Annotated in this window: 19 protein-coding genes and 2 pseudogenes; 10 read left to right on the top strand and 11 right to left on the bottom strand. The window is 52.9% G+C overall.

All coding sequences use genetic code 11. The features are described from left to right. Positions 1–119: 119 nt before the first annotated feature. Positions 120–992, top strand: a complete 873-nt coding sequence (locus RHM58_RS25435) for a patatin-like phospholipase family protein (protein ID WP_322268523.1) — start codon at positions 120–122, stop codon at positions 990–992. Positions 993–1,095: 103 nt separating this feature from the next. Here RHM58_RS25435 and RHM58_RS25430 read toward each other — a convergent pair whose 3' ends face one another. Together RHM58_RS25430 and RHM58_RS25425 are read right to left on the bottom strand one after the other, a co-directional pair. Further along, positions 1,096–1,335, bottom strand: coding sequence for a hypothetical protein (locus RHM58_RS25430; protein WP_156339438.1), 240 nt, complete (start codon positions 1,333–1,335; stop codon positions 1,096–1,098). Positions 1,336–1,472: 137 nt separating this feature from the next. Further along, positions 1,473–1,739, bottom strand: a complete 267-nt coding sequence (locus RHM58_RS25425; protein ID WP_322268522.1) for a hypothetical protein — start codon at positions 1,737–1,739, stop codon at positions 1,473–1,475. Positions 1,740–2,001: 262 nt separating this feature from the next. On the opposite strand from RHM58_RS25425, the gene RHM58_RS25420 reads away from it, so the two are divergent. Then, complete coding sequence (locus RHM58_RS25420) at positions 2,002–2,940, top strand: CHAD domain-containing protein (protein ID WP_322270899.1); 939 nt, start codon at positions 2,002–2,004, stop codon at positions 2,938–2,940. Here RHM58_RS25420 and RHM58_RS25415 read toward each other — a convergent pair. Beyond that, a complete protein-coding gene (locus tag RHM58_RS25415) occupies positions 2,906–3,088 on the bottom strand; it encodes a hypothetical protein (protein WP_054044321.1) in 183 nt (60 codons plus the stop codon). The genes RHM58_RS25420 and RHM58_RS25415 overlap by 35 nt on opposite strands. A gap of 541 nt (positions 3,089–3,629) precedes the next feature. On the opposite strand from RHM58_RS25415, the gene RHM58_RS25410 reads away from it, so the two are divergent. From RHM58_RS25410 to RHM58_RS25395, 4 genes are all read left to right on the top strand, one after another. Then, positions 3,630–4,754 carry a response regulator gene (locus RHM58_RS25410; protein ID WP_322268521.1) on the top strand — a complete coding sequence of 375 codons (1,125 nt, stop codon included), beginning with the start codon at positions 3,630–3,632 and terminating at the stop codon, positions 4,752–4,754. A gap of 90 nt (positions 4,755–4,844) precedes the next feature. Continuing rightward, positions 4,845–9,389, top strand: coding sequence for a PAS domain S-box protein (locus RHM58_RS25405; protein ID WP_322268520.1), 4,545 nt, complete (start codon positions 4,845–4,847; stop codon positions 9,387–9,389). Between the two features lie 11 nt (positions 9,390–9,400). Further along, the gene (locus tag RHM58_RS25400) at positions 9,401–10,336 is read left to right on the top strand and encodes a diguanylate cyclase (protein ID WP_322268518.1); all 936 of its coding nucleotides are present in this window, start codon (positions 9,401–9,403) and stop codon (positions 10,334–10,336) included. A 134-nt stretch (positions 10,337–10,470) separates the two neighbouring features. Then, positions 10,471–10,704 carry a hypothetical protein gene (locus RHM58_RS25395; protein ID WP_322268516.1) on the top strand — a complete coding sequence of 78 codons (234 nt, stop codon included), beginning with the start codon at positions 10,471–10,473 and terminating at the stop codon, positions 10,702–10,704. A 140-nt stretch (positions 10,705–10,844) separates the two neighbouring features. On the opposite strand, the gene RHM58_RS25390 is transcribed toward RHM58_RS25395, so the two are convergent. The 3 genes from RHM58_RS25390 to RHM58_RS25380 all read right to left on the bottom strand — a co-directional run bounded on the left by RHM58_RS25390 (position 10,845) and on the right by RHM58_RS25380 (position 12,307). Continuing rightward, positions 10,845–11,054, bottom strand: a complete 210-nt coding sequence (locus tag RHM58_RS25390) for a hypothetical protein (protein ID WP_322268515.1) — start codon at positions 11,052–11,054, stop codon at positions 10,845–10,847. 53 nt (positions 11,055–11,107) lie between these two features. Then, complete coding sequence (locus RHM58_RS25385) at positions 11,108–11,851, bottom strand: hypothetical protein (protein ID WP_322268514.1); 744 nt, start codon at positions 11,849–11,851, stop codon at positions 11,108–11,110. Between the two features lie 141 nt (positions 11,852–11,992). Beyond that, a complete protein-coding gene (locus RHM58_RS25380) occupies positions 11,993–12,307 on the bottom strand; it encodes a hypothetical protein (protein WP_322268513.1) in 315 nt (104 codons plus the stop codon). Positions 12,308–13,039: 732 nt separating this feature from the next. Between RHM58_RS25380 and RHM58_RS25375 the strand changes: the two genes are divergently transcribed. The 3 genes from RHM58_RS25375 to RHM58_RS25365 all read left to right on the top strand — a co-directional run bounded on the left by RHM58_RS25375 (position 13,040) and on the right by RHM58_RS25365 (position 15,511). Beyond that, the gene (locus RHM58_RS25375) at positions 13,040–13,294 is read left to right on the top strand and encodes a hypothetical protein (protein WP_322268511.1); all 255 of its coding nucleotides are present in this window, start codon (positions 13,040–13,042) and stop codon (positions 13,292–13,294) included. A 352-nt stretch (positions 13,295–13,646) separates the two neighbouring features. Beyond that, positions 13,647–14,201 (top strand): Pycsar system effector family protein, encoded by a 555-nt coding sequence (locus tag RHM58_RS25370; RefSeq protein ID WP_322268510.1) that lies wholly within the window; start codon positions 13,647–13,649, stop codon positions 14,199–14,201. Then, entirely contained in the window at positions 14,189–15,511 is a 1,323-nt protein-coding gene (locus tag RHM58_RS25365; RefSeq protein WP_322268509.1) for a nucleotide-binding domain-containing protein, read from the top strand. Before RHM58_RS25370 ends, RHM58_RS25365 begins: the two co-directional genes overlap by 13 nt. 354 nt (positions 15,512–15,865) lie before the next feature. Here RHM58_RS25365 and RHM58_RS25360 read toward each other — a convergent pair whose 3' ends face one another. From RHM58_RS25360 to RHM58_RS25350, 3 genes and pseudogenes are all read right to left on the bottom strand, one after another. Next, positions 15,866–18,109, bottom strand: a complete 2,244-nt coding sequence (locus RHM58_RS25360) for a DEAD/DEAH box helicase (protein ID WP_322268508.1) — start codon at positions 18,107–18,109, stop codon at positions 15,866–15,868. Then, the gene (locus RHM58_RS25355) at positions 18,084–19,379 is read right to left on the bottom strand and encodes an ATP-binding protein (protein WP_322268507.1); all 1,296 of its coding nucleotides are present in this window, start codon (positions 19,377–19,379) and stop codon (positions 18,084–18,086) included. Before RHM58_RS25355 ends, RHM58_RS25360 begins: the two co-directional genes overlap by 26 nt. After that, positions 19,376–21,794: pseudogene (locus RHM58_RS25350) on the bottom strand (TerB N-terminal domain-containing protein). Before RHM58_RS25350 ends, RHM58_RS25355 begins: the two are co-directional and overlap by 4 nt. Positions 21,795–21,910: 116 nt before the next feature. Here RHM58_RS25350 and RHM58_RS25345 point away from each other — a divergent pair. Further along, positions 21,911–22,129 carry a hypothetical protein gene (locus tag RHM58_RS25345; protein ID WP_322268506.1) on the top strand — a complete coding sequence of 73 codons (219 nt, stop codon included), beginning with the start codon at positions 21,911–21,913 and terminating at the stop codon, positions 22,127–22,129. A 5-nt stretch (positions 22,130–22,134) separates the two neighbouring features. On the opposite strand, the pseudogene RHM58_RS25340 reads toward RHM58_RS25345, so the two are convergent. Together RHM58_RS25340 and RHM58_RS25335 are read right to left on the bottom strand one after the other, a co-directional pair. Beyond that, a pseudogene (locus RHM58_RS25340) lies at positions 22,135–22,218 on the bottom strand (serine recombinase); the annotation flags it as partial. 54 nt (positions 22,219–22,272) lie between these two features. Continuing rightward, positions 22,273–23,523: a hypothetical protein gene (locus RHM58_RS25335; protein ID WP_322268505.1), complete on the bottom strand. Its 1,251-nt coding sequence runs from the start codon at positions 23,521–23,523 to the stop codon at positions 22,273–22,275. Between the last annotated feature and the right edge of the window lie 748 nt (positions 23,524–24,271).

The following is a 24,271-nucleotide window of genomic DNA, read 5'->3' as shown; positions in this document are numbered from 1 at the left end:
ACCTAAACCACGATGCTCAATTAAGTGTGGGTGTAGCGTAGCGTCATCATTCTCGTGGAAACGGTCGCCAGCCAGCTAGGCTTGTAGCCTGAAGAAGCCGATGAGGTGAGGGCGGGGTTATGCCAATTGCGAAAACAGCGCTTGTCCTGGCCGGAGGTGGCAGCCTGGGCGCGGTTCAAGTCGGGATGTTACAGGCTCTGGTTGAGGCTGAAGTCGTGTTCGACCTGGTGGTGGGAGCATCGGTCGGCGCCATCAACGGCGCCTACTTCGCCGCCAGACCGAATGCCCAAGGCGTGAGCGAACTTGCGGACTTCTGGCGCAGCCTGCGCAAGTCGGATGTGTTTCCGTTCTCGGCGTTCGACACAATCAAGGGCATTCTCAATCGTCGCGGTCACCTGCTGAGTGCATCCGCGTTGCATCGCTTGGTGAGCAGGTCACTGCCAGTCAAACGGATTGAAGACACTGAGTTGCCGCTTTATATCGTCACCACCAATCTGCTCAGCGGTGCCGAGGAGCTATTGTCCAGTGGCAGCGCTGAACAGGCTTTGCTCGCCAGCGCTGCGATTCCGCTGGTGTTTCCCAGCGTGCGAGTCGGAGAAAAGTTCTTGGTCGACGGCGGCGTCAGCAGCAACACGCCGATTGCCAGTGCGGTGGCATTGGGCGCAACACGGGTTCTGGTGCTGCCCACCGGGTTCGGTTGTGCCTGCCCATGTCCGCCCAACGGACTCGTTGCGCTGGCCTTGCACACGCTCAATTTGATGAGCATGCGTCAACTGGTGCGAGACATCGAGTTGTACCGCACACGTGCAGCCATCCATGTCGTCCCGCCTTTGTGCCCACTGGACGCTTCAGTGTTCGATTTCAACCAGACAGATCAACTGCTGCAGCGTGCTTATCAATCAACCCTAGTTTGGATACAGGAGGGCGGATTGATCCGCGACGGGATACCCGACTCGTTGCTGGCGCATACTCATCATTTTACTGACGAGTGAATTCATCATCGCACCCAAACGGATAAAGCGGTTCTGGTGGAGGTCTCTCCAGTCGAGCGTATTTGCACAACGTTAAGTAGCCCGGAAAATCGCAGAGACTTAATCAAGCCGCCGCAGCTGAATAGGTATGTGCAAGGGTACGTTGGAGGGGCCAGCTTTCCAGCAAGGCTTCAATTTCAGCATCGTTTACCAATCCAGCAGGATATCGGTGCAAAAGCGCAATCCTGTATTCCGCGGTCTGCCGCACCAGCATTTGGCTTCTCCAGAAAGCACCGATCACTCTCTTTCGGACGTCTGCGTTTGCAGCTAAACGTCGAATTTTTACCCGGCTCTCTGCATTCATAAGATCACCCTCCAGCGTCTTGGCTAGCGAACGCTACGGGGCTTACGTGACAGAAATGAGACAAGTTGGCGATATCAGATTAGTGGCTATTTTTTAAAGCCAAGCAGGGCGCCCAAAAGCGCCAGGGGGCGGTCACCTCACCCGCCTTGAGCTGAATCAACCTGATGATGAATCGCGTCGAGGTATTGAGTTTTCAATTGGTCGGCCATCGGGCTGAGTATCGGATTGGCTCGAAAGTTCACCAGAAGGGTATCTATGACTGCCGTAACCCTCTCGATGGCTGCGTCAACGCTTGAGGGGATAAAGGGATCAAAGTTGATAGCTTCCAGCTCCACATCAAGCTGCTTCAATACCGGCTCTGCCTCTTGCATTTGAGCACGTACTACGTCTAGCGTTGAATTCATAGCAACATCCATGTAGGGCGATTTCGTCACGGTTCTATTTGAATCAGGCGGTGGTTAGATTGGTCAACGTAGGGTTGTACGGTCAAACGTGCCTGACTTAAAACTGAAGCAAAATAGTAGCCTATAGTGAGTAATCGCTGTAGCGCACCGCCATGCCGAGCACGGTACAGGTCAATGCGCTGAGGCTAGATCATTGATGACCTTATCAAGCCGCGAGCAGGGTCAATATTTGGCGACTAGCGCTTCTGCTAAGCTCGTGCCCATGGCGTTTCAAAGAGATGACTGCATGTCCTTCGTTGACAAGTTCGTTGCTGAGATACTGACGCTTCAAGTCGCCCTGTATCACTCCCGTGCACGATTGGAGGCCAGGACTGATAGCGAGGCTTTGCATGACCTCAGGATATCTGTGAGGCGCATCCGGAGCCTCCTCCGACCGATGCGTTCGATGAGTGAGGTCACCGCGCTGAATAATGCTGCGGCGGAAGTGGGAAGGCTGACCACGCCGGCTCGCGATCTTGAGGTATTGATCGAAGAGCTAGAGGAGAGGGGCTTTCCTGACCAGGCGCAGTTCAGGAAAGCGCATCTGGATTCGGACTACTCCAAAATTCTAAAAAGCCCGGCTCTCAAGAACCTGTTCATTCACTTGGATGAGTGGCCTACAACCTTTCGCTCGGTTGAGGTCAACGGTGGTTTGAAGCATGTCCAGACTCAAATTGAAAAAGCGCTGACAAAGCAGATCGACCGATTGCATGCGGCGGTAGATGACGCTGAAAGTGATCGGCACGAGTTAAGAATCCTGGTCAAGCGAACTCGTTACCAGACAGAGGCTTTTCCCAAACTGTCACCGCTTTCGGGAAAAGCGGCGAGCTCTCTCAAAACCCTGCAATCGGCTTTGGGTGCCTGGCATGACCATTATCAGTGGTGCCAAAGGGCACTGATCGAATCTGACCTGCTCCCGCTGGAAAAGGTTTGGCAGCGCTGTGCAGCAACCGCACTCGAAAAAGCTGAGATCCAGTTAAAAAACTTGGCAGCACGGTTGCCAAAATCTTCGGGCAAAAAAAGCTGCCTAAAGTGGCAGCGAAAGAATGAGCGCGTTTTGAATGGCCTGAGTATGGCGGGCAGAAAGTTACAAATCGATGATTGGTTTTTCCATCAATGCCAGCACCTTAAGACAGTTCAACCACAGGTCTGTTTATGCTGATAGGCAAGGGGTGGGCTGCATTTACACGATCTTCCAGCGTTTTTACGAACGCTTCGGCTTCGGCATAGCTGCGAAATTTGACGCACCATGCATCCATCCACACAAGCCAACCCTCGGGCGTGTTCGCTTCTTCGATTTTGATCAGCATCACGAGAATCCTTTCATGAGGTAGCTCGGGTCAATGACGAGCCTGAAAAGAGCTCGCACCCTTTCGAGGTCTAAGTATTGACTCAAGCGATACAGGGAATTGGGGGCTAGGTTTCATCTGATGGTTTTTCTCAGTGCCTCAATTCCCTTTCTGACGGACTCGGTATTCAAGTCGAGCGTGGCGATAGCACCAAGGACGGTGCTTGAAACGCCAGTGGATCCCCTCTGATCGACCCACATCGTTATCGACTCAATGGAACCACTCAAGCAATTCCGCCATTGCGGCGTTCATGCATTAACCTCCGCATTCCTTTTCACCTGCGAGCTGTTTGCTTGCTTGTATAGTTAGCTGGTCAGGAATAGATTCAACCTTTCAAGGATGCCATCTAGCCATCAGTCAAAGGGAAATTGCCGTGACTTACTCAAATTCGCTCGGTTACAACCCCTCCCTCTGACCTCAGCGTCGACTATCGTTGCTGTTGGCTGCTAGTCAGCCACTAAGACGTTGCGAAGTTGCGCGTCAATCCAGTGAGGATTACCGAATGCGAGTGATGATTCTGGATGATGACCCCTGGATATCAGATCTTTTAAAACAGCTCGTGTTGAGCATCCGCCCGGTTGCCCAAGTCGATTGCTTTGCCGATGTCGCTAGTGCTTTAGACGCTTGGCAGCCAAGCACCTATCAATTGGTGATGGCCGACTGGAATCTACCGGATGCCCCCGGCGTCAACCTGCTGCAGAAAATTCGCGAAAAAGATCAAGACACGCCGCTGATCATGATCACCGGGCGCGCTGATCGAGACAGCGTACTGGCGGTAAAGTCGCTGAGAGTCAGCGCCTTTTTCACGAAGCCATTCCAGGTTTCGCGGGTCGTACAATGCCTGGAAAGTCTCCTTCCGCTTGACGAGCCCCCACGCGCCACCACTATCAACACTGAAGACCTGATCAACTATCTCAGTGGTTTGTCTGCGGCTGAGTTGGACTTGCCTTTACTGGCCTCGGTCAAAGACAAGCTTCAGCTCGGCTATGGCGGGGCCTTATTGGATCTGCGAGAACTCGCCAATGACTGGCAGCATGACCCGGCGCTGTGCGCCCATTTGATCGCCGCCGCCAACGGTGCTACGTATCTCGGGCTCGGCCAGCCCTGCACGAATTTGAACGGTGCCCTGACACGGCTGGGAGGGCTTACCAGTGTGAATCTTGCAATTAGCCAGGCCCTGCGACAAACCAATACTCAACCTGACGGCATGCTGATGACTTTCATCCAGACTCATTTGGATGATGCTGAGCGTTTGGCTGAAAGGGTTGTGCTCCTGGCTCAACAAAGCGGTCTGGATCCCGCGCCGCTGCAAAGTGCCGCCCTGTTGCACCGCATGGGCGAACTCTGTGTGCTGTACCAAACTCAGAAATGGGAGAACCAGGGCAATAGCGTGACCGAAGAAACGCTCACGCACGCTGTCCGTGATTTTGCAGCGCCTTTTGCCGTTCGCTTGAAAGCAAGCTGGGGGCTGCCAATGGTTCTACGTGAGTTGATAGGTGCTATTTATGCCTTGCCGCCCATGCAAGTCCGCCGCGAACAAGTGGTGATGCGCCTTGCCGCTGCTATGAACAACGGCGAACCCGAAGCAGACATTGAAAGACTTCAACGATTAGCCGGCCTGACCTGAGCGTATTCGGGGCTTGCAGGTTGGATATCGGCCATACCAACAGGGCTCGAACTTTAATCTTGAAGGCTTCAGGCCTTCTGCAATGGGACAATGCGGGTGAGAAAGTATAAGTTTTTTGCATTCAACTGGGGAGTAGCCATCACTCTGGCCGTGGGGTTAGGGGTAAGCATTCTGGGTGGCTGGATCCTTGAACGTATCAACGAAGAGCAGGCTCAAGAAGCGATCGCAGCGGCGACCGAAGACGCCGCAGAGTTGGTTTTAACACGTCTCAATCTTTACCAATACGGATTGCGAGGCGCTCGTGGCGCTGTGCTGACAGCGGGCGAGTATGGCATTAGCCGTGAAGTGTTTCGCCGATATCATAGAACCCGTGACCTCGCTTCCGAGTTCCCCGGCGCCAGTGCTTTTGGTTTTATCAGGCGTGTGCTGGAGCAGGATGAAAGTGAGTTTCTCAAGCATGCTCGGGCCGACGGCAAAGCTGATTTCTCCATTCGGCAATTCTCGCCCCATTCAGGTGAGCGTTACGTTGTCCAGTATGTCGAACCGGCTGAAGAAAACCAGGCCGCCATTGGCTTGGACATCGCTTCGGAAACATCGCGGCGAGAGGCGGCACAATCCTCGATACAAAGCGGTGCGGCACGGATCACTGGGCCCATCACGCTAATACAGGCCCAGGGGAAACCGCAGCAGTCATTCCTGGTGTTGATGCCCATCTTTCGCGATGGAGTCACTCCGGTGACTGCTGCTGAACGCGAGGCCGCAGCTTTTGGCTGGAGCTATGTCGTGTTACGGACAGAGGAGGTGCTCAAAGGCCTGCGCATAGAAAATGAGGCGGTACATCTACGATTAAGGGATATCACCGTCCCAGGGCAAGAGACGCTGTTTTATGGAAGCACTGACGACTCGGCTCGCCGTGAAACGCTGATGACCCATCAGCTGGAGCGCGAGGTCTACGGGAGGCGGTGGGAAATCGAACTCGACGCAAACTCGCTGTTCATTCAGCGCCTGCATCAGGTCTCACCAAAAGTTGTGCTGTTTTTCGGTGGTTTTCTCACGCTTCTTCTGGCGACCTTGGCGAGTGTCGTGAGTGTCAGCCGTCAACGTCGGCGGCAGATATTTGCAGAGCAGGCAAGGCTGGCTTCCATCGTTGAAAGCTCGGCAGATGGCATTATCGGAAAAACACTCGATGGCGTCGTCACCAACTGGAACAAGGGCGCCGAGCATCTGTTTGGCTATACCGCTGAGGAGGCGGTCGGCCACACACTGGCCAGCTTGATTGTTCCTGAGGAGCTTGTAGCTGAGGAAGCCCATATCCTTGCGCGCATAAGGACGGGAGAGCGAATCACCAGCTTTGATACTCAACGCCGCCGAAAAGATAGCCGGCTGATCGACGTATCCACCAGCATCTCCCCTATTTATGGCGAGGGTGGTCGCGTAATTGGCGCCTCCAAGACGTTAAGGGATATCTCGGCGAAAAAAGCAGCAGAGGCTCGAATTCTCGAACTCAATTCCAACCTTGAGGAGCAGGTTGCACAGCGAACGTCCGAGTTGCGGCATCTCAATCTGTTGTTGGGCTCCGTGCTGAGTTCGGCGACTGAGGTTTCGATCATTGCGACGGATCTCGATGGCGTTATCCGTGTATTCAACAAAGGCGCCGAGCATTTGTTGGGTTATGACGCCGATGAGGTAGTGGGCAAAGACACCCCAGCGCTCTTCCATGTACCCGAAGACATCGCTGCCCGTGGTGTTGAGCTGAGCGAGGAATACGCCCAGCCCATCGACGGTTTCCGTGTGTTTACCCATAAACCTGAGCTTGAAGGCGCAGAAACCCGAGAGTGGACTTACATTCGCAAGGATGGCTCTCGGTTTCCTGTCACGCTAGTGGTCACCTCCATGCGCAATGCCGATGGGGTATCGAGCGGTTACCTGGGTATCGCGGTAGACATCACCAAACGTAAAGCGGCAGAAAAGGAACTGGCCGCGAGCCTGAAGACGACACTGGAACAACGTAGCGAACTGATGACGGTGCACGATCAGCTGCTGATGGCTGCTGAAGTGGCCGAATTGGGCGTCTGGTCTTGGACATTGGCAGACAACGCTTTGAAATGGAATGACCGCATGTTCGAGTTCTACGGGCAGCCACTATCGTTGCGCGATACAGGTCTGAACTACATGCACTGGTACTCGCGTGTTCACCCCGAGGATGTCGTGGCAGCGGCTGCAAAGCTGAATGCCGCCGTCGAGGGGACTGATGTGTATGACACCATTTTCCGTGTCGTTCGCCCGGACGGCCAACTCCGCTTCATACATGCCGGCGCACAGATAGAACGCAGTCCAGACGGTACAGCTTTGCGCGTTACTGGTATCAATAGGGACATCACTGTTCAACGCGAGCTAGAGTCACATCTGCTTTACGCCAAGGAACAGGCCGATGCCGGGAGTGCGGCCAAGTCTGCATTCCTGGCTAACATGAGTCATGAGATACGCACACCGATGAACGCCGTGTTGGGTATGTTGCAGTTAGTGCAGAACACCGACCTGAATGGTCGCCAACTCGATTATGTGACCAAAGCGCAGACTGCTGCTAAATCACTGCTGGGGTTGCTCAATGACATCCTTGATTACTCCAAGATTGAGGCTGGCAAGTTGCAACTCGATGTGCACCCGTTCGAGCTCGAACCGCTCATGCGTGACCTCGCTGTAGTGCTTGCAGGTAACCAGGGCGAGAAGGAGGTTGAGGTCATGTTCGACCTGGACTCCAATTTACCCAACGACCTGATCGGCGATAGCCTGCGACTGCAACAGGTACTGATCAACCTGGCGGGTAATGCCCTCAAGTTCACCCTGGAAGGCCAGATTGTGGTCAGCATTGAACAACTGAAACGCACGGAAAATGCCGTGAGCTTGCGCATCGCCGTTTCTGATACCGGCATCGGTATCAGCACCGAACAGCTTCAGCGTATTTTTGAAGGATTCACTCAGGCCGAGGCTTCAACTTCCCGGCGCTTTGGTGGCACAGGCTTGGGTCTGGTGATCTGCAAGCGGTTGGTCGCCTTGATGGGTGGTGAACTTCAGGTGGAGAGCCAGCAAGGTGTAGGGAGTCGTTTCTGGTTTGATATCACTCTGGATGTAGCGCCGACGTCACTGCTGAGCTCCGCCTGTACAGGAGTCGATGTGTCCTTACGGATTCTGGTCGTCGACGACAACGCCATGGCGGGTGAATTGCTGTTGCGAACCGTACATGCATTGGGATGGAACGCTGACCGCGTGAGTGGTGGCACGCAAGCGGTGGAATGGGTGAGGAAAGCCCAGGCGCTAGGTGAAGCCTACGACGTGGTGCTGATGGACTGGCGGATGTCCGATATGGATGGGCTGAGCGCTGCGCAATTGATCCATCAGCAGGGCAACGGTGTCCCACCTCCAATGGTCATTATGATCACTGCTTACGGTCGCGAGGTATTGGCTGACGCCCACCAGGCGGGAGACGCTCCCTTCGTGGGGTTCCTCACCAAACCTGTCACTCCCAAGCAGCTAGCCGACGCAGTTCAGCGAGCACTCAAGGGCAAAGACCTGCTGCATTCTCCTCTTCCCCGGTCAACGGTTGACAGGCCGCAGCGTCTGGCCGGGCTGCGACTATTGGTGGTGGAAGACAATATGCTCAATCGCCAGGTAGCCGATGAGTTACTGACAAGAGAAGGCGCGCAGGTGACGCTGGCTGAAGGCGGGCTGGAAGGTGTGAGTAAGGTGATGAATGAGCATGTGCCCTTCGACGTCGTATTAATGGATATCCAGATGCCGGATATTGATGGCTTGGAGGCGACTCGTCGCATTCGATCGAACCCACGCTTCGCAACGCTGCCGATTGTGGCAATGACCGCAAATGCCTCCAATACCGACCGTGAAGCCTGTCTTGCTGCGGGGATGAATGATCATGTCGGCAAACCTATAGACCTAGAGCAACTCGTCGTAACGTTGCTCTTGCAAGTGGGCCGCGAGGGCAGCCAAGCAGCTTCAGGCCTGGGGCAAACCATGATGGGCGAAGGCGTCATCGATTCCCGGGCGTCAATCATTGATCGTTTTGGTGGCGACCTCGATTTGATCCGCATCGTGCTGAAAAACTTCGGCCCGGAGCTGGAAAAGCAGCTAGTCCGGTTGCACGATCAGATCCAGCATCAAGACGCATCGGGGGCCGCTTTTGTACTCCATTCCATTAAAGGCAGCAGCGGCACCATGGGCGCCAAGGCGCTGTCACAGCTGGCCGGCAACCTGGAGCAGACTCTGAAAGATCCAGCGTCTGCAGCGAGCATCTTTGCTGACGTCACCTGGTTTGACGAATTAAGCAGGTTGTTGCAACTCAGTCTTGAGCAGATGAGTGTCGACTTTGGTCAGAGCCCGCGAGCAAAGATCAGTGCTGGCAACCAAATCATGGAACCGACGCAGTGGAAGGAATCCCTCGAAGAGATTTTGCTATTGCTGGAAGCCGGTAATCTTCAAGCCATAGAGCTGGCAGACGCGTTGGTGTCAAAAACGCCGCAATCCTTGCGCCGACAGTTCGACGAACTCGTTGAAAGGGTGCAGTCTCTAGACTTTTCCGCTGCGATGCCGATTGGTCGCGACCTGTTGAGATCTGCCTGATGGAACAATCAATGGAAACCTGGATACCGCATTCATTTAGCCGTCCAAAGCTGCTTATTGTCGACGACCAACCGACTAATATCCGGGTACTTCATGAGCTATTTCGTGAGGACTGTGATGTTTTCATGGCCTCCAGCGGTGAGCAGGCAATCAGCGTATGCCAGACCCTGCTACCTGATTTGATTCTTCTGGACGTGGTTATGGAGGGTATGGACGGGCATGAAGTATGCCGTCGACTCAAAGCTGATCCTGCGACCCAGAGCATCCCCATCATCTTCATTACCGCACAGCAGCAGGAGTCAGATGAAGTGATAGCTCTGGAGCTTGGCGCGGTGGACTTCATCACCAAACCCATCAACCCGGTCATTGTTAAAGCACGGGTACGAACACATCTAACCCTGAAACTACAGAGCGATCTGCTGCGTTCCATGGCGTTGATAGATGGTCTTACTGGGGTGGCCAATCGACGAAAATTTAATGAGGATATATTGGCGGATTGGCGTCAGTGCTTTCGAGAGCACAAGCCGCTATCGCTCATTTTGGTGGATGTCGACTATTTCAAACGCTACAACGACCAGTACGGGCACCAGGCTGGAGATGGCTGTTTGAAATCCATTGCCCAAGCGTTAGCTGAAACGGTTAGACGCCCCTACGACCTGGTCGCTCGGTACGGTGGCGAAGAGTTCGCCTGCGTTCTGCCCAATACCGTTCTTTCGGGTGCGGTCGACATTGCAGAAAAAATGCAAAAGCGTGTCCGGTCGCTGGGCATCGAGCATTCTGCTTCTGATGTCGATCGCGTGATGACTATCTCTCTAGGCGTCGCAACATTGACGCCCGCTGGCGAACATGGATTCGAGGCTTTGATAGAAGCCGCGGACAAGCAACTTTACGGAGCTAAGAACGCGGGCAGGGCGCGGGTATGTTCATCTGCAATGTCTTCCAGTTAAAAGTTTTCCCGTTGCTGACTTCATTATTGATTGGAGCCTGCTACTGGCAACGACGCGCCAATGGCAGTGCCTATCAGATGGAAAGCGGCTGGAAAAAAGACGGATCGGGTGCAGACTAAAAAAATGGTGATCCCATGAGCTGTCTTATTTGTGCGGGTGTCGCTGAACGCATTCAGTGCCGTGGCCCGTGGGAGGAGAGAGATTGTCCGGCCTGTGGTCGCTATCGAGTTTCAGATGCGCTGGTGTTGACGCTGATGGAGCAGGGGCAGATTTTCGATGTGAGTAAAACAAGGATTTGGCTTGCCAACAAACGTAAGGACGTAGCCATTCCATCTATTGAGATCCACGAGGCGCTACTGGAGCCGTGAATTGGTTTTGTCTGAGCGATATGTATGCCCTCTGATGCGCATTCGCTTTAATGGCCGCAGCGAATCGACATGCGTATGGCCGGCGTCTACTAAGGCACACATCCGGCTACTCAACAGGCTTCTTCGACGTATTGGGGGATTCACTCCGGTGTCATCAATACCGCGAGCGTCATTTTGACGAACTCTTCGTTTTTATCGATTGTGGCCAGGGCCCCGCGCACGTTGTCGGCGACGTCCGCAGATCCACGCTGCTCCACCCAAAGTGTGAGCTCCATGATGGCAGCCTCAAGGGCTAGCTGATTTTCGTTGATCTTGAAAAGCAGGGAGGGTAGCAGGTCTGAATTTGACATCGCGATTTCTCCGTGAGCGGTGACAGCATGGCAGTGAAAAACATAGATGGTCTTTAGCCTAGGTAGACACCATTTGGCAGCCGCATCTTCTTTTCTCTTTCTATTCGCGCAGCCTTCTCTTCGTTGGACTCAGGCAAGTAGAGTTTGTCGCTAGTTTCAGGTGTCAGCGACATGGCGAGCATTGCTAATAGGAATGCGGTGAATGTGAACAACGCCGCTAAGATGAAAGCATTGACCCAGAAGCCGGTGATGTTGCCCGGCAACGAGGCTGCCGTTTGGGTGAGCGACAACACCTGGGAGGTTCCAAGATTCAGAAAGTTGATAGCGAACATCAGCACCAGACCAAAGGCAATATTCATGTTGGTATCGTGATCCTTTCTCTGTGCCTCCTGCTTGTCCAGCAGCTCAATTATTAGCTTGTCTCTATGAATGAGCGCTTCTCGGCGCGCCGTGGCCGTATCGCGAAAGTCATGGTTGATCTCCTTGCCTTTGTTTCCGCACATCAATTTGATCGCTGTGGTAAATGCTAGTAATACCTTTCGCAAAGCAGGAAAAAACAAGGTCATTAGAAACGCAAAAATCCCCAGGAAAACTAATGCTCCTCCTGCGTTGACCTCGGGAGCGTCCAATTTGCTGAACGACTGCAGCAGGTTTTTTTGGTGAAAAATCATCAGACAAGAATCTAGTGCAAGCAGGAAGGATATCAGCAGTATGAAGTGTCGAAATTCAACCGCTTTATCGACGAAGGTGGTGCTAGTGGTGATGGCTTTACTAATGCTGGTGCTGGAATCGGCCATGAGCGTCCTTAGGTAGAAGTTGTGTGAGCGGAGAATCAGTGGCGGGCAGAGAACGACCCAAAGCTACCGGTAATGACTCGATGAGGCCGGTAAGAACGGGAAATCTACAAAAAATAGATCTGCTCTATTTGTACTGTTTGATCAAAAAGTCATTACCATTTCACGAATGGGCGCCGGATCCTTATCCGCTTCATAGCATCGAAACTCCCCAGGGGCAACCTTGAACAGAATGTCATCAGTGCTATTGGTCGAAGGATGATGCAAGCGACTAGGATCGTTCGTGGCAGCCTGGACTAAATGCGCGCGGATACTGCCTGGCTTCAGTTTGGGGTAGTGCGTCGCAAACCACTGTATCGCGCGAGCAGCGGTGAATACTTGACCGGGCTGGAGATTCCAGCTCACGAGCATGTCCTTGAGCAGAGCACGGGTAGGCTTGTCGTAAATAGTCCGGGCCATGAGGGCTTCCTTGCGGCGTTACAATCTTATGGTTTGCGCAGCATGTTGCCTTTTATGGCGCGTTGACTTCAACTCGGCTTGCGTCGCTATGCCCTGCAAAGTGGAAAAAGGACGGAAAAGGGGGTAGACAGAAAAGAGGCCGGATTTACGTTACCGTTCGATTTGCTTGAACGGCTGCTTTGGTCGATTGCTGCGACATGACCATGTTGGGCTCCTTGAGGAATGAACAGTCCTCGCCATAAAAATGGCATTTCATTGCGCCATTTATGCGTCAGTTCTAGTTCGGGTTTAGTTCGATAATCACTGGCTAAGGACATAGCCAGCACAATTCGTAACAAGATATTTCAGGTTTTTTCGAAGAAAGTCTTGAGAATCAAAGCTGTGGATACGTACAGTCTATTTTGTGGATCCAGTTCGGCACAAATGCACAGGTTATCCACAGGCTGTCACCTTGCATAACCCCAAAAAGCACATTATCTTGTGTTGAAGCCGAATCTAGGCACCACATCTTGTGTTTTGTCTGGCTGTCGAAGGCTAAGGTAATGTCAGTAAGTGCACGCGCTATGTTTGGAGACGGAACGCGCGCACGTACTACCCTGAACCCAAATGCAAACACTGGCGGGATGCGCATTAGAGATAACTCATGCTGGGGGTGTCAACGCCCTGCGTAGCTATCGATAGAGGGGGTTCCTGTCTGCTATCAAAATTGAGCAGTATGTGGAGTGCAGTACCATGTCTAAGAACACCAAAGAAACCTCTTCTTCGGTCGCTACTTTGGCTTCCGAAACCCTGCGCAGCTCGAGCGCTTCGGCTATCCAAAAGCAACTGGCCGCCTCCGCGATGGCACAAGCTTCCACCGGCAAGCAGACCAGTGCCGAGATGGAAACGAAGGCTAGCCACGTGCTGGAAAGCGATAAGTACAACGCTACGACCAAGACCCTCGCAGGGGTGGTTCTCTCGCAATCCAACAAAGAGCGAGGTAACTGATCATGGCTCAGTATTTGGTCAATAAGAATGCCCAGACTAACGGTGATCACGAGGTGCATACCAGCACTTGCAGCTATCTGCCCTTGGCGATAAATCGTCTCGATCTTGGTCTGCACGCAACCTGCTCGTCGGCGGTACGCCAGGCACGTCTCACCTATCGCCAGTCGAATGGCTCCCGCTGGTGTTCTTCGCTGTGTCACACCAGCTAAATCTGCAGAGGCCCGTTGCTAGAGTAGCGGGCTTCTAAGTGAGACACTATTCCAAGATGTTATAAAATTCTTAATGATTTAATATGCGTCGAGCCCTAAGTGAAAGTTGTGTTTTAATCTAGCGATACCTACAGGAGATTTAGGTGGCTATAGATGATGAGCAGAAAATTCGTATGTCAGCAATGTGGGATACGCTGAAACGCTACGATGGTTATATTTCTACGGTGAATTTTCGATGCGGATTGATTACATCGTTTTCTGCCGCGATCTTCGGTGGTGTACTGCTAAAGGCAGATGAGCTTATCAAGATCGGAGGAGGGTTGGATTATGTTTTAGTTGTTCTCTTGTGTGGTTTGGTTTTTCTCTCTTTGCTCAGTATCTATTGGGTGGTGCGCACGATATGGCCGGACTTGTCTACGAACAAGTCTGGGGTAAACAAGCCATCTTTGTTTTTCTTTCACTCCGTTGCCAGTAAGTTCGATTCAAAAAGCTATGCGGACACTGTTCATTCCATATCAATGGATGACTTGGAAAGGGATTTGGCTATACAGGTGCATGAGGTGGCAGAAGTAACTACTAAGAAATTTAAAGTAGTGTCGAAAGCGGCCCGGGCTGTAAAGTGGAGTCTGCTATTGATGGCCCTGATCTTTGTAGTAGTTTTGAAAAATAGCATGGGGATCGAGCTATGTCTTCGTTAAAAGATGTTTATAAGTCATTCGATAGTGTGTTTGATCGAACTCTTACAAAGAGTATGCAGTCTAGGAGCATGGTATTTGAGTCCGTTACAGGGAACACTGCATATGCCATGGACAGTCAGCAATTTCTCGATAGCGCCGCAGGAGCAGAATTTGGAATTCAACAAGCCATACGGGGCCTCTTTGGGAAGAAGGATATTAATCCGCATAGCATCGGCGGGCATCCGCATTTTGATCATTTGAAAGAGCCTGGTGCGATAGAATACGGCTTTAATGTCTCGCTTTTCATGGATATTAAGGGGTCGACAAAGCTTGGCTTAATTTATAGCCCTGAAGAAGTGTTCTTCATTAAAAATACCATTATTCGCTGTACTATCGAAACGATTCGCGCATTTGATGGGCATGTGCATCGAATTATGGGGGATGCTGTTCTTGCATTCTTTCGAGGAGATGGTGTTTCGGCTCGAAATGCCGCTATTGATGCAGTGAATTGTGGCTGTTATCTGGTTGAGTTCATGCGCCAGTTAGTGGCGCCTAAGCTACGTGATAACAACGTTGCGGAAGATGTTGGAATCCGGGTGGGTGTTGACTATGGTCAGCACGACAAAGTCCTCTGGGGGATGTACGGCTTTGAGGGGTCTTCGGAGGTTACTGCGACATCGTTCTATGTGGATGTCGCTGCGAAACTACAGCAAGCAGCTCCTCGTAACAGGGTGATGATTGGTGAGTCCTTGAAGTCTCTTCTTGACTTGCACGACGGTGTCGTCGAGTTGAAGAAAGTGAAGGAGGCAGGTGAAGATATTTTTGAACGTTTTATCTACCCTAATTACACCGGTGCGGATGGCAAACCAGTAAACTACAGGAAATTTGTCCTTTCGCAAAAGCATTATTTTGGTCTGCTTCCAAAACCTGAGTGGAGCCATGCACCAATTCAGTTGGCGGCAGTATTGAAGGCAAATAAAGACGCAATCGGTACTGGCGAAAATTACTATCCATGTTCGCGATCTATTCCGAAGGGTCAAGGTATAGAGTTCAAGGCGCGCTTTAAAATGCCTAAGACGGCTGGGAAAGTAACGGTTAATTTTCGCGTTACCAATCACGGTAACGATGCTGAGTCACTTGGGCTGACACACTGTAAGTACGAGGACGAAGTGGAGCCAGCCTACAACCATGAGCGAGGAGAATATTTTGCCAAGTATTGGCGAGACACAGCTTATACCGGTCTGCACTACATGTCAGTTTCAGTGCTGATTGATGGCACGATTTACCTCCGGGAGCAGGACTTTGGGGTGTATATCGGCGCGAACTCGTAGGCTTAGGTTGAAAAATGAAGATACCAGCTTGAAATTCTTGCTGGCACACATCTGCAGAGTAGCAATAAGCACGGACAAGAGAACTGAACGCTCGATAGCTGGGCCTACCTGCTTCTCGATGTACCAAATTTGATCGAGTGCCCTGTAATGGAAATCATAGGGCACGATCATGAGTCTCCACTTTTTCGTGTTCTGGGCTCAGTCGCCCAAGCTATGCAATCGGAACAAATGCACATTAGTATCTTCAGAATGTCGGTGATGAGTTTTCGATAAGAGATGACTCGATGTTTGACTGATCGAGCAGCCTCTCACGAGCTTGCTTGACAGTACGGATACTCGCGTAGGCCTATCAATTTACTCAGCCAAAGTCACATTCTGCGCAAAACCGGTTGCGGTAGAGATATCCAGAGATATTGAAGCAAACGATTTCATCAATAATGACTCCGGCAATGCCCAATCCCATTTTTCCCGCAGCATATTCTCTACATCCGCGAGAACCGCATCGAGATCGCTCGCGTCCAAGCCACCTACATCCTTGAGTGCCGCCAGTGTCCGATGGATGTTGGCGTCAACCTCAATCGCCAAGCCCACGTTGTTACACGAAAGGCCCACATGATTGAGTAACAGGCGCAGTGCATCGTTGGCGTAATCACCCAGCCAACTGATTAGATAGCACTTACCGCCGGACTCAATGACGTAGCGCTCACCAAGGCCTAATGCGTTAAATGTCTTGCGAGCCTCGTCGAGCAACGCTTGGGCATCGCGATCAATGAATGGGCAGGGGATAGGGTCTGCCAGGACGGCTCGCATTTCTTGGCGCACTTTGTCATGCACCATCGCACCCAGACCATCGAACTGAGGAGGGGCACCACCGCGTGCGGCGGAAACAATGATGACCTTGGCTTGGAGATCAACATCGCGAACCTGCCACCTTCGGCCTCCGAAGATAATGCGTTGATCCTTGGTCAGCGGCCGGCTTACGGGTACTGAACCAAGTGCTTTACCGTCGCACACCAGTCGGAACTCCTCGTCACTGGTGAATGCGCTGTAGAACTCATAGTGGTTGATCAGGCGTTCACCAACCGTCCCTGGAAGCAACAATCCTGAGCTTTCCTGAACGATGAGTTCATGTTCCCCTAGAGACTTGAGCAGCTTGATGAAGTCTGCCTTCTCGACGTTTTGGAATGCTCCTTCCGCGATAAGGCTTTTCCAAAGATCAGCAGCGGAAGCGCCACCGCACTGAGCAATTACGGAGAGGCATTGCTGAACGAGAGTGGACGCATGAATACCCTGAGCCCGAGGAGGTTCAAACCACCCTCCAATTAAAAGACGAACCATCGCAATGGTCTGAACTAATCCCTGGCGCAGCTGATCTGAAATGCTTGATCCATCTTTGAGTGGAGACTCTTTGCAGTAAACGCGCAAGACAGCGTTTTCCCCCGGGCGTCTGCCCGAACGCCCCAATCTCTGGCGCAGGCTCGCTACCGATGGTGGGGCGCCAATTTGCACCACTGTCTTGATGCTGCCGATGTCTATGCCGAGCTCAAGCGTCGTGGTGCATATTGCCGATGCCGCATGATCACCTGCCTTGAGTGCATGCTCAGCTTGCTCCCGCAGATCTTTCGAAAGGCTGCCGTGATGAGGCCAGAACTCGTTGGGCAAACCATCATTCTCACAGCGCCGACGCAATTGGTCTGCATACCATTCAACCTGCTGGCGGCTGTTTGGGAAAATCAGATTATTGCTGCCACGCAATACCTTGTAGAGATGATCAGCGATAGCGAAGTCTGGGCTTGCTTTGTTTTCCGTTTCGTCTTCGTCGCCTTCCTCATTAGAAGGCTGGACGTGAGCCTTTCTGAGCTCATTCATGGGCGGCTGGATGTAGCCGCGAATTTGCACCTGGAGTGTCTGGTTTGAGTTTTTGGACTCAATGACAGTCACCCCGTCGACGCCTCCTGAGCGCAGAAACTCTGACGCCAACGTCATATCTCCGAGTGTGGCCGAAAGCCCTACCCTGGGGAGTCGACGCCCGGCAACGAGCTCTACGCGGTGCATCAGGGACTGAAGCTGTTTGCCTCGCTCACTTCCAATGAACGCATGCAGTTCGTCCACGACGATATAGCGCAGATTCTGGAACACCCCCGTAAGGCTGGAACCTCGATTGACGAACAGTGCCTCAAGGGATTCAGGCGTGATCAGTAGAACCCCTTCAGGTGACTTCAGGAAGCGATGCTTTTTGCTCGATGAAATGTCCCCATGCCAAGCCACTACGGAAATTTCAAGCTGCTCACAGAGGCGGCCTAACCTGTCCCATTGGTCATTGATTAAGGCCTTGAGCGGGCTGATGTACAACACCGAACCCGGCGGGTCGTTGCTGTTGAGTAAATTGGTGAGTATGGGTAGGAAGGCAGCTTCAGTTTTCCCTGCAGCTGTTGCTGCAGCGATGATGACATCCTGGTCAGCATCCATCAGCACCGGGACAGCTCTTTCCTGGGCGTCTCGCAAGGACGTCCAGCCTTCAGCCCAAATCCATCGCTGGATTCGTGGCTCCAGCTGATCGAAGCACGATGACTCAGAGTGTGAAGGTGGCAAGTTCATCGTCCGTATCGACTTTCGTATCTTCTTCGCCGCCCATATCCTTGGCTACTTCTACAGCTCCAAGCAGTGCGCGCCAATCAGCACCCGGGTTTTGCTCCAGGATGGCCAGCAGGTTGATGAAGGCGGTGATCGTCGTGCGAGGTGTGCGGAAATAGGCCTCACCCAATCGCTGGTTGCAGTGCGCCATGAATAATGGAATCGCCTCGTCAGGCAGTAAATACTTCTCAGTATCACCGGCTGCGTAGACGTGACGGAGCTTCTGAAGCAACACGTAGAAGTCTTCTGGCGTGAGGCTGGTGAGGCGAATAACCGGGCCCGAAAGATCAACCAGTCCTGATTTGGCAAACGAGTTTTCTGCCAGTCGCGATTGCAGGGCAGGGTAGCTATACAGCCCCCGGCGAGTGTCCATCAAAAACTCGGGAGTGCCACCCAGGACAAATCCAAGCCCCTCAGACGATCCCTGCAGCGAATCATTGAGGATGCGAAGGATCTGCTCATAGTTGGCATTGCGTGCCTGCGTATTGGCCAGCTTGTAGAGGTTTACCAGTTCGTCGAGGCAGATCATCAGGCCGCCAAAACCTGCGAGTCTGACGAATCTCGATAGCAGCTTGAGCTGATCGTAAACGGAGGCATCATCAATGATGGTTCGTACACCCAGGGCCGCTCGGGCATCGGTCTTGGTGGTGAACTCGCCACGTAACCAACGAATCGCATCAGCCTTGAGTTGTTCGTTGCCTTCCTCGAAACCTCGGCAATACGCAGCGATCACTTCAGCGAAATCATAGCCGTTGACCATCTCCGTCAACTCAGCTAAGTGTGCTCGGATGACAGTCTCGCTGTCTGTTCCTGCCGCCTTGGCTTCGGTTTTGGCTTGCGAGATAAATTTTTCCACAATGCCTTGCATGGCCCCACCGTCGGGCTTCGTGCGTGTCGACATGTTCTTGGCCAACTCGGAGTAAAGCGAGCGTGCCTGGCCGCCGGTGGCGTGCAGCCTGCGATCTGGGTTTAAGTCCGCGTGCATGGTCACGAGTTTTCGCTCCATGGCGATGGCTCGAACCAAGTTCAGAAAGAACGTCTTGCCTGCACCGTATTCGCCAATCACCACTCGAAATGCCGATCCGCTTTCGACCAGTCGATTGACGTCTTTGATCAGTGCATCGAGCTCGCCCACCCGGCCGACCTGAATCAAGTGTTGACCGACGCGAGGAACAACGCCAGCACGCAATGATTGGATGACCGCGTCGCGATCCTTGGCTCTGATAGTGCTCATAGGGCTAACTCTTCCAGAATGTCTGTATTGATCTCGATGGGATCATCACCTTCAGTGACGGGCATGTCGAAACGTTCAAAAGCCATGTCGTTGATTTGCTCCAAGGCTCCATCGAGCATCAGTTCCATGTCGCTGGCGGCGGCTTCAAGTTCGGATCGGCTCCATTCAGCACGCGAGATTAACAAGCGTAGGAATGCAGAATGATCTAGATCGAGGCCGGCAACGTCAGCGCTCGTTTCTGTCGCCGATTCCACAGCCTCAACGGACTGTTCCGGTTCCTCCACCTGGGCATCAGTGAATACCTGGGCGAGGAGGGCAGAGACTTCAGCCGTTTCACGTTGCAGCTCAGCAATTCGCTCGTGATCGAGCACGAAGCCTTGCTTCGCAATGGCAGCTGACTGTGTGCCCGGCACGGTTTGAGTAGAGCTTGTTGTAGGTTTAATGGGGGAATCCTCGCTCCGGATGCAGCCCCGTGTAGATCGCTGTACAGCAATTGACTATCTAGTTGCAGCGCCTTGTAAACGCGCTCAAGAAGTTTCACTTCCGAAGGACTGACGATTCCATCGGCTTGCGCCAGGTGGGCAAGGAAGCTGGCAATCGTGCGCTTGGCTTCGACAGTTAATGGATCGAGTTTTTTCTTCAGGCTTGCCAGCGTTGGTGGTTGCTGGATCTGGAGTCGCAGGTGCGCCTTGAGACGTTTGCGATGGGCAACACTCAGGTGACTCCAGGAATCGATGTGCTTAGCAAGCAATGTGACCTCTTCATTGGAGGTGTCGCCATCGGCACATGCTACTGCACTGGCCAGATCAAGCGTGACTGAGGCCGCGTTGTAGGCCGCTGAGGCCCGTAGTGATCCGTCTTCGGGCTGGGTAACGAACAGCGCGATACGATCTTCAGCTTTCGGTGTCTTGCTGCCAGCCAGTACATCAGGTTCCATACCGATGTTAAGCGATTCTAGTGCGCGAGCAAGCGCGAGTACCTTGTCCCGGGACAAGGCTCCAGCGCTCTTGAATCGACCTGCGAGTTCGCCAAAGCTCATGACAATAAGGTCGTCGCCGATCCTGAATTGAAGCTCGTTCAATTCTGTACGAGCTGCCGCTGGCCAGAGAGTGACAGGAAGCTGTAAAAGACATTCAAGGGCTTCTGCGCTTTCAGGGTTTCGGCCCAAATATCGGCTATAGGGTTCAAGCTCGCTGGTGCATAGCTCAACTAGCAACTGCAGGCATTTACGTGTTCCGGAGGTGGCCATGACATCAGGAAGATCACCCAAGCTAAGTGTGGGCGCCATTAGGACTGCTGAGGCCGGCCGATAGCTGGTCTTAAGCTTGGTCTTGTTTTGCGCCAGGATAAGACCCGCTGGATGGGCACTTGTGTATTTGAGCTTGAACAGTCTCGAAAAGACATCTCTACAGCGTGTGACTGGCGTACGCTTATTGATGTTGGGGTCAGCTAGCGCCCATGCTAATGCCCAATCGGCATCGAGAGGTCGCTTGTTTGAGGCGTGTTGCCCCAGACCGACGCGCAGCGGCAGTGGCATTTCGAAGCTGTAAGCAGCAACTTTGGGAGGGGGGCAAGGTAGAGGTTTGGATCAACCGTGGTGTTGCTGAGGTAATCCAGGAAACCATCCGCATACCCCCTGAACGACCTGTTTTCCCCATAAATTCTGAGCAGGCGTTGGACTTCCTGGACGATCAAAGAGAGCTCAGCCTTCGCCTCTGGATCCTTTATTGCATCAGTAAGGGCTCGACGCTCCAATCCATAGAAAAACAAAAAAACGTAGCCAGTGTCCGCCAGAGGGTGGCGGCGACCTCCTGCCAACCATTCGAGGTACCCACGCCGAGCTTCAGGTGTGATGGTGTGAAAGCTTGGCCAGTAAGGCATCAGTCGCTTTTCAATATCGACATGTGTCTTGGCGATACGAAGTTTGGGGTTGATCAGTGAGGGTTCTTGCGCATCGTGACGGCCACCCAGCGCACTTCCGATATAGAGCATTCCCCCGGGAAGTGAAAAGCCAGACACAGCAACCGATTCGCCCGCTTGCACCCAGCGAGTATCGGATTTCTGTTTGCTTACATCTGGAATCTTAAAGGAGTCGGAAGGGAGGGAACCGAGTTGGACGGTATAAAAGTCGGACGTTTCTTCAGCAGTATTGCTCGACGAAACCTCATGTGTAGAGACGGTCACATCTTTCCTTCGCTGCTCCAGCTGGCGCGTTGCGACTGGAGCAGGCCTCTGCAATTGCTCAAGCTGTCGTTTTGTACGATTGGCGAAGAACGACATAATGGCGCCGATGCAAGCGACGATGCCAATGGCGACCCAGGCGTTCTTCGGGATCGAAGCGAACGCACCAAAAGCCAGCGCAAAAATTATCAGGATGCCGGTGCCGCCGGAATTTGCTGCCTTTTTCCTTGCCATGATTCGTTTTCAACCTTGAAAGATGGGTGCTGGCGCTATGGCAGTATCTGATAATTGCATTGCTAGATCTATGGGCTGCGCAAGGCTGTTGATCGGAAATCTAAGCAGTTGCAGTAATGGAAGAAGATGAATTCTCAACCGTCGATCTCGAACGATCTCTAGCCGTGGCGAATGCGCTGCGCTGGATGTCCTTTAATATCGCGTGCGGTGAGATTACCCATCACTTAGCGGTGCCAGGTACGCCAGATGGAGAAGTCGCTTTTTCGGGCACCTGGGCCCGGCTCAAGCAGGGAGTCAGGCGAGCATCTCTTTCACGGTTGAAGCGACATTTTTAGCATCGTCTATAGATGCCATCGGCTTTAACCTTTGCAATGTCCTGTGCCTGGCGCTCGCGGCGTTGTTCGTAATCCTTGCGTGCGATTGACGGAGAAATGGCCCTGATTTGTGCCATCCGGCTCAGAGCCGATAGGGATGGAGCTTATTGGCTATGTAGCTGGTCAATCACTGCCAAGTAGCGCTGGAATGGCTCCGCAAGACGTTTGGGCAAGGTGCGGTGCCAGGTTCCACGTCGATACTCATTCCAGACGTCTTCTTCGGGACGATGGTTAATGATACCGAGCCGGTTCTTGTAACCCACCAAGGCATTGCCCTTGCCAGCCAGTAATGCGGCAATGGCAATGTGCATGAGGTGACTCGGCTCGTCCTGCGGTGTCCTGGGGCGATCCAAGGTGATCGTCAGGCAGCGGTGCTCGTTGAACTCACGCCAATCCGGCCCCGCGATGTCGCCGAGGTTGGCAACTTGCTTGGCTGCTGACTCGCTTTTGCCGTTGACGACTCCCAGTAGAACCGTAGGGCTCTGAAGCCCTAGTGCCGAACTGACCTTGGCCAGCGTCGCTTTTACCCGCTCCAGATGTTCATCAGCGGCAAATACAATGAACTGGTGTCGGAAGTCATCCCCTTCGATCAGCGTAGAGGGCAACTGAACATACAGTGGATAGAGCAGGTCATTCAGGTAGATGAACGTCTTGCGCCGGCTCTCATCATCACTGGACTTCGTTGCAGTCAGTGCCTGCCGGGCCCACTGTGGTGTCAGCTGATCCAGACTCATGTCGGTGATGTCGATGGATATGAGAGGAAAGCCCATTGAGCGACTAGCCAGAGCCTTTCGCCCATCAAATGCGTGGCCAAGCTCAATTTCGATACCCGCCAGCACCATCGGATGCCGAAGAATGGGCTTGCCAAGCACCGCCACATCAAGGCGATAGGAGTTGCCAAACGGTGTCTTGATGTTCTGTTCTTGGGTAACGCCATTAGCCCCGAGCAGAAGATTGCCGGCCAGGTGATACTGGCTAATCGTGTCATCCCTGTAGTACCAGGGCATAGCGAGCCCTGCGTCGAGTCGGCGCTGAAGCTCATCGGCTATCAGCTGCTTGGCTCGCCTGTGCTCCTCGCTTTCGCCAATATGACGTTGTCGAGCTTGTTCCTGGCTGTCGAAATAGTCCGCGGCTCGAACGCCGCGTTTGCCAGTGTACGTTCTGAAATAGCTGCGTGTTTTCAGCTTTCCATCATCATTGAAACAAGGGCTCACCCAGCTTACGAGGCGGTGGGGTTTGTCAGCAGTGACCAAGGGCCACATCTTTCGATAATGCTCCCGGCTTTTAATTTCGTAAGCCGTAATCGGAGTTTGGAAGAGGCCTTTCCGTGAAAAGACCACCAGAGCGTCATCCATAGCAATGCAATCCGAAGAGGTATAGCCGGGGAGAATAGCGTTTCGCTATCAGGCCTGAAACGCTTGAGTTTCGAGAATGTGAAAGTGGTGGGCTAGCACTGTAACGATACGTCGACGAAGCTACGGCAGCTTCATCAGCGTTGGCTTCTTGTTTTACATCCTTCAGGATTGCTGGCTCAGTGTGGTAGACGGTGCTTCCCATCATGATGCGTTTGCCGAGCGCGAAGTCCGTCAGTACCTGGCAGACTTCGCGGGCGGCGAGAGGAGAGGTTGTATTCAAAATGCTCTGCGCTCGAGTCGTCGCTTGAACTACGTTTCGAGCGTCATCGATGCCTCAATGATGTGTCCCTTGCGTTCAAAACACCTTATCCGAACACGCCCTTGCATCTCTAATAGCAGCAACGACACTCTTTCTGACTGAATAATCCTCTGAGCCCCAATTAATGCTTTCCTTGTCTGATGCCATTCGCCTGACTGCAACAGGTGAGCCGGAGGAGAGGGTTCTGACTGAAGGATCTTGAGCTGGGTCTTTTGGCCATGATGTCATCTCGAAAACGGCTACATCTGAGCAAACTACACGAAGGGGTGCCGGCTTTGACACCTCTTGACTTGAAGAAGGGGCTGTCGGCGCGGGGCCTTCGACTGGTACTTGGTCTTCGTACACAATTGCGGCATACCACGAGCTCCTGTCTAAGTCCGATTCTGATGCCCAGCTAATGTCGAATGGAACACTGTATTCGGTATCCTT

Origin of the sequence: Pseudomonas sp. 10S4, from assembly GCF_034344865.1 — a bacterium.
In the GTDB taxonomy this organism is placed as follows: domain Bacteria; phylum Pseudomonadota; class Gammaproteobacteria; order Pseudomonadales; family Pseudomonadaceae; genus Aquipseudomonas.
This window is presented reverse-complemented; position numbering and strand designations above follow the sequence as displayed.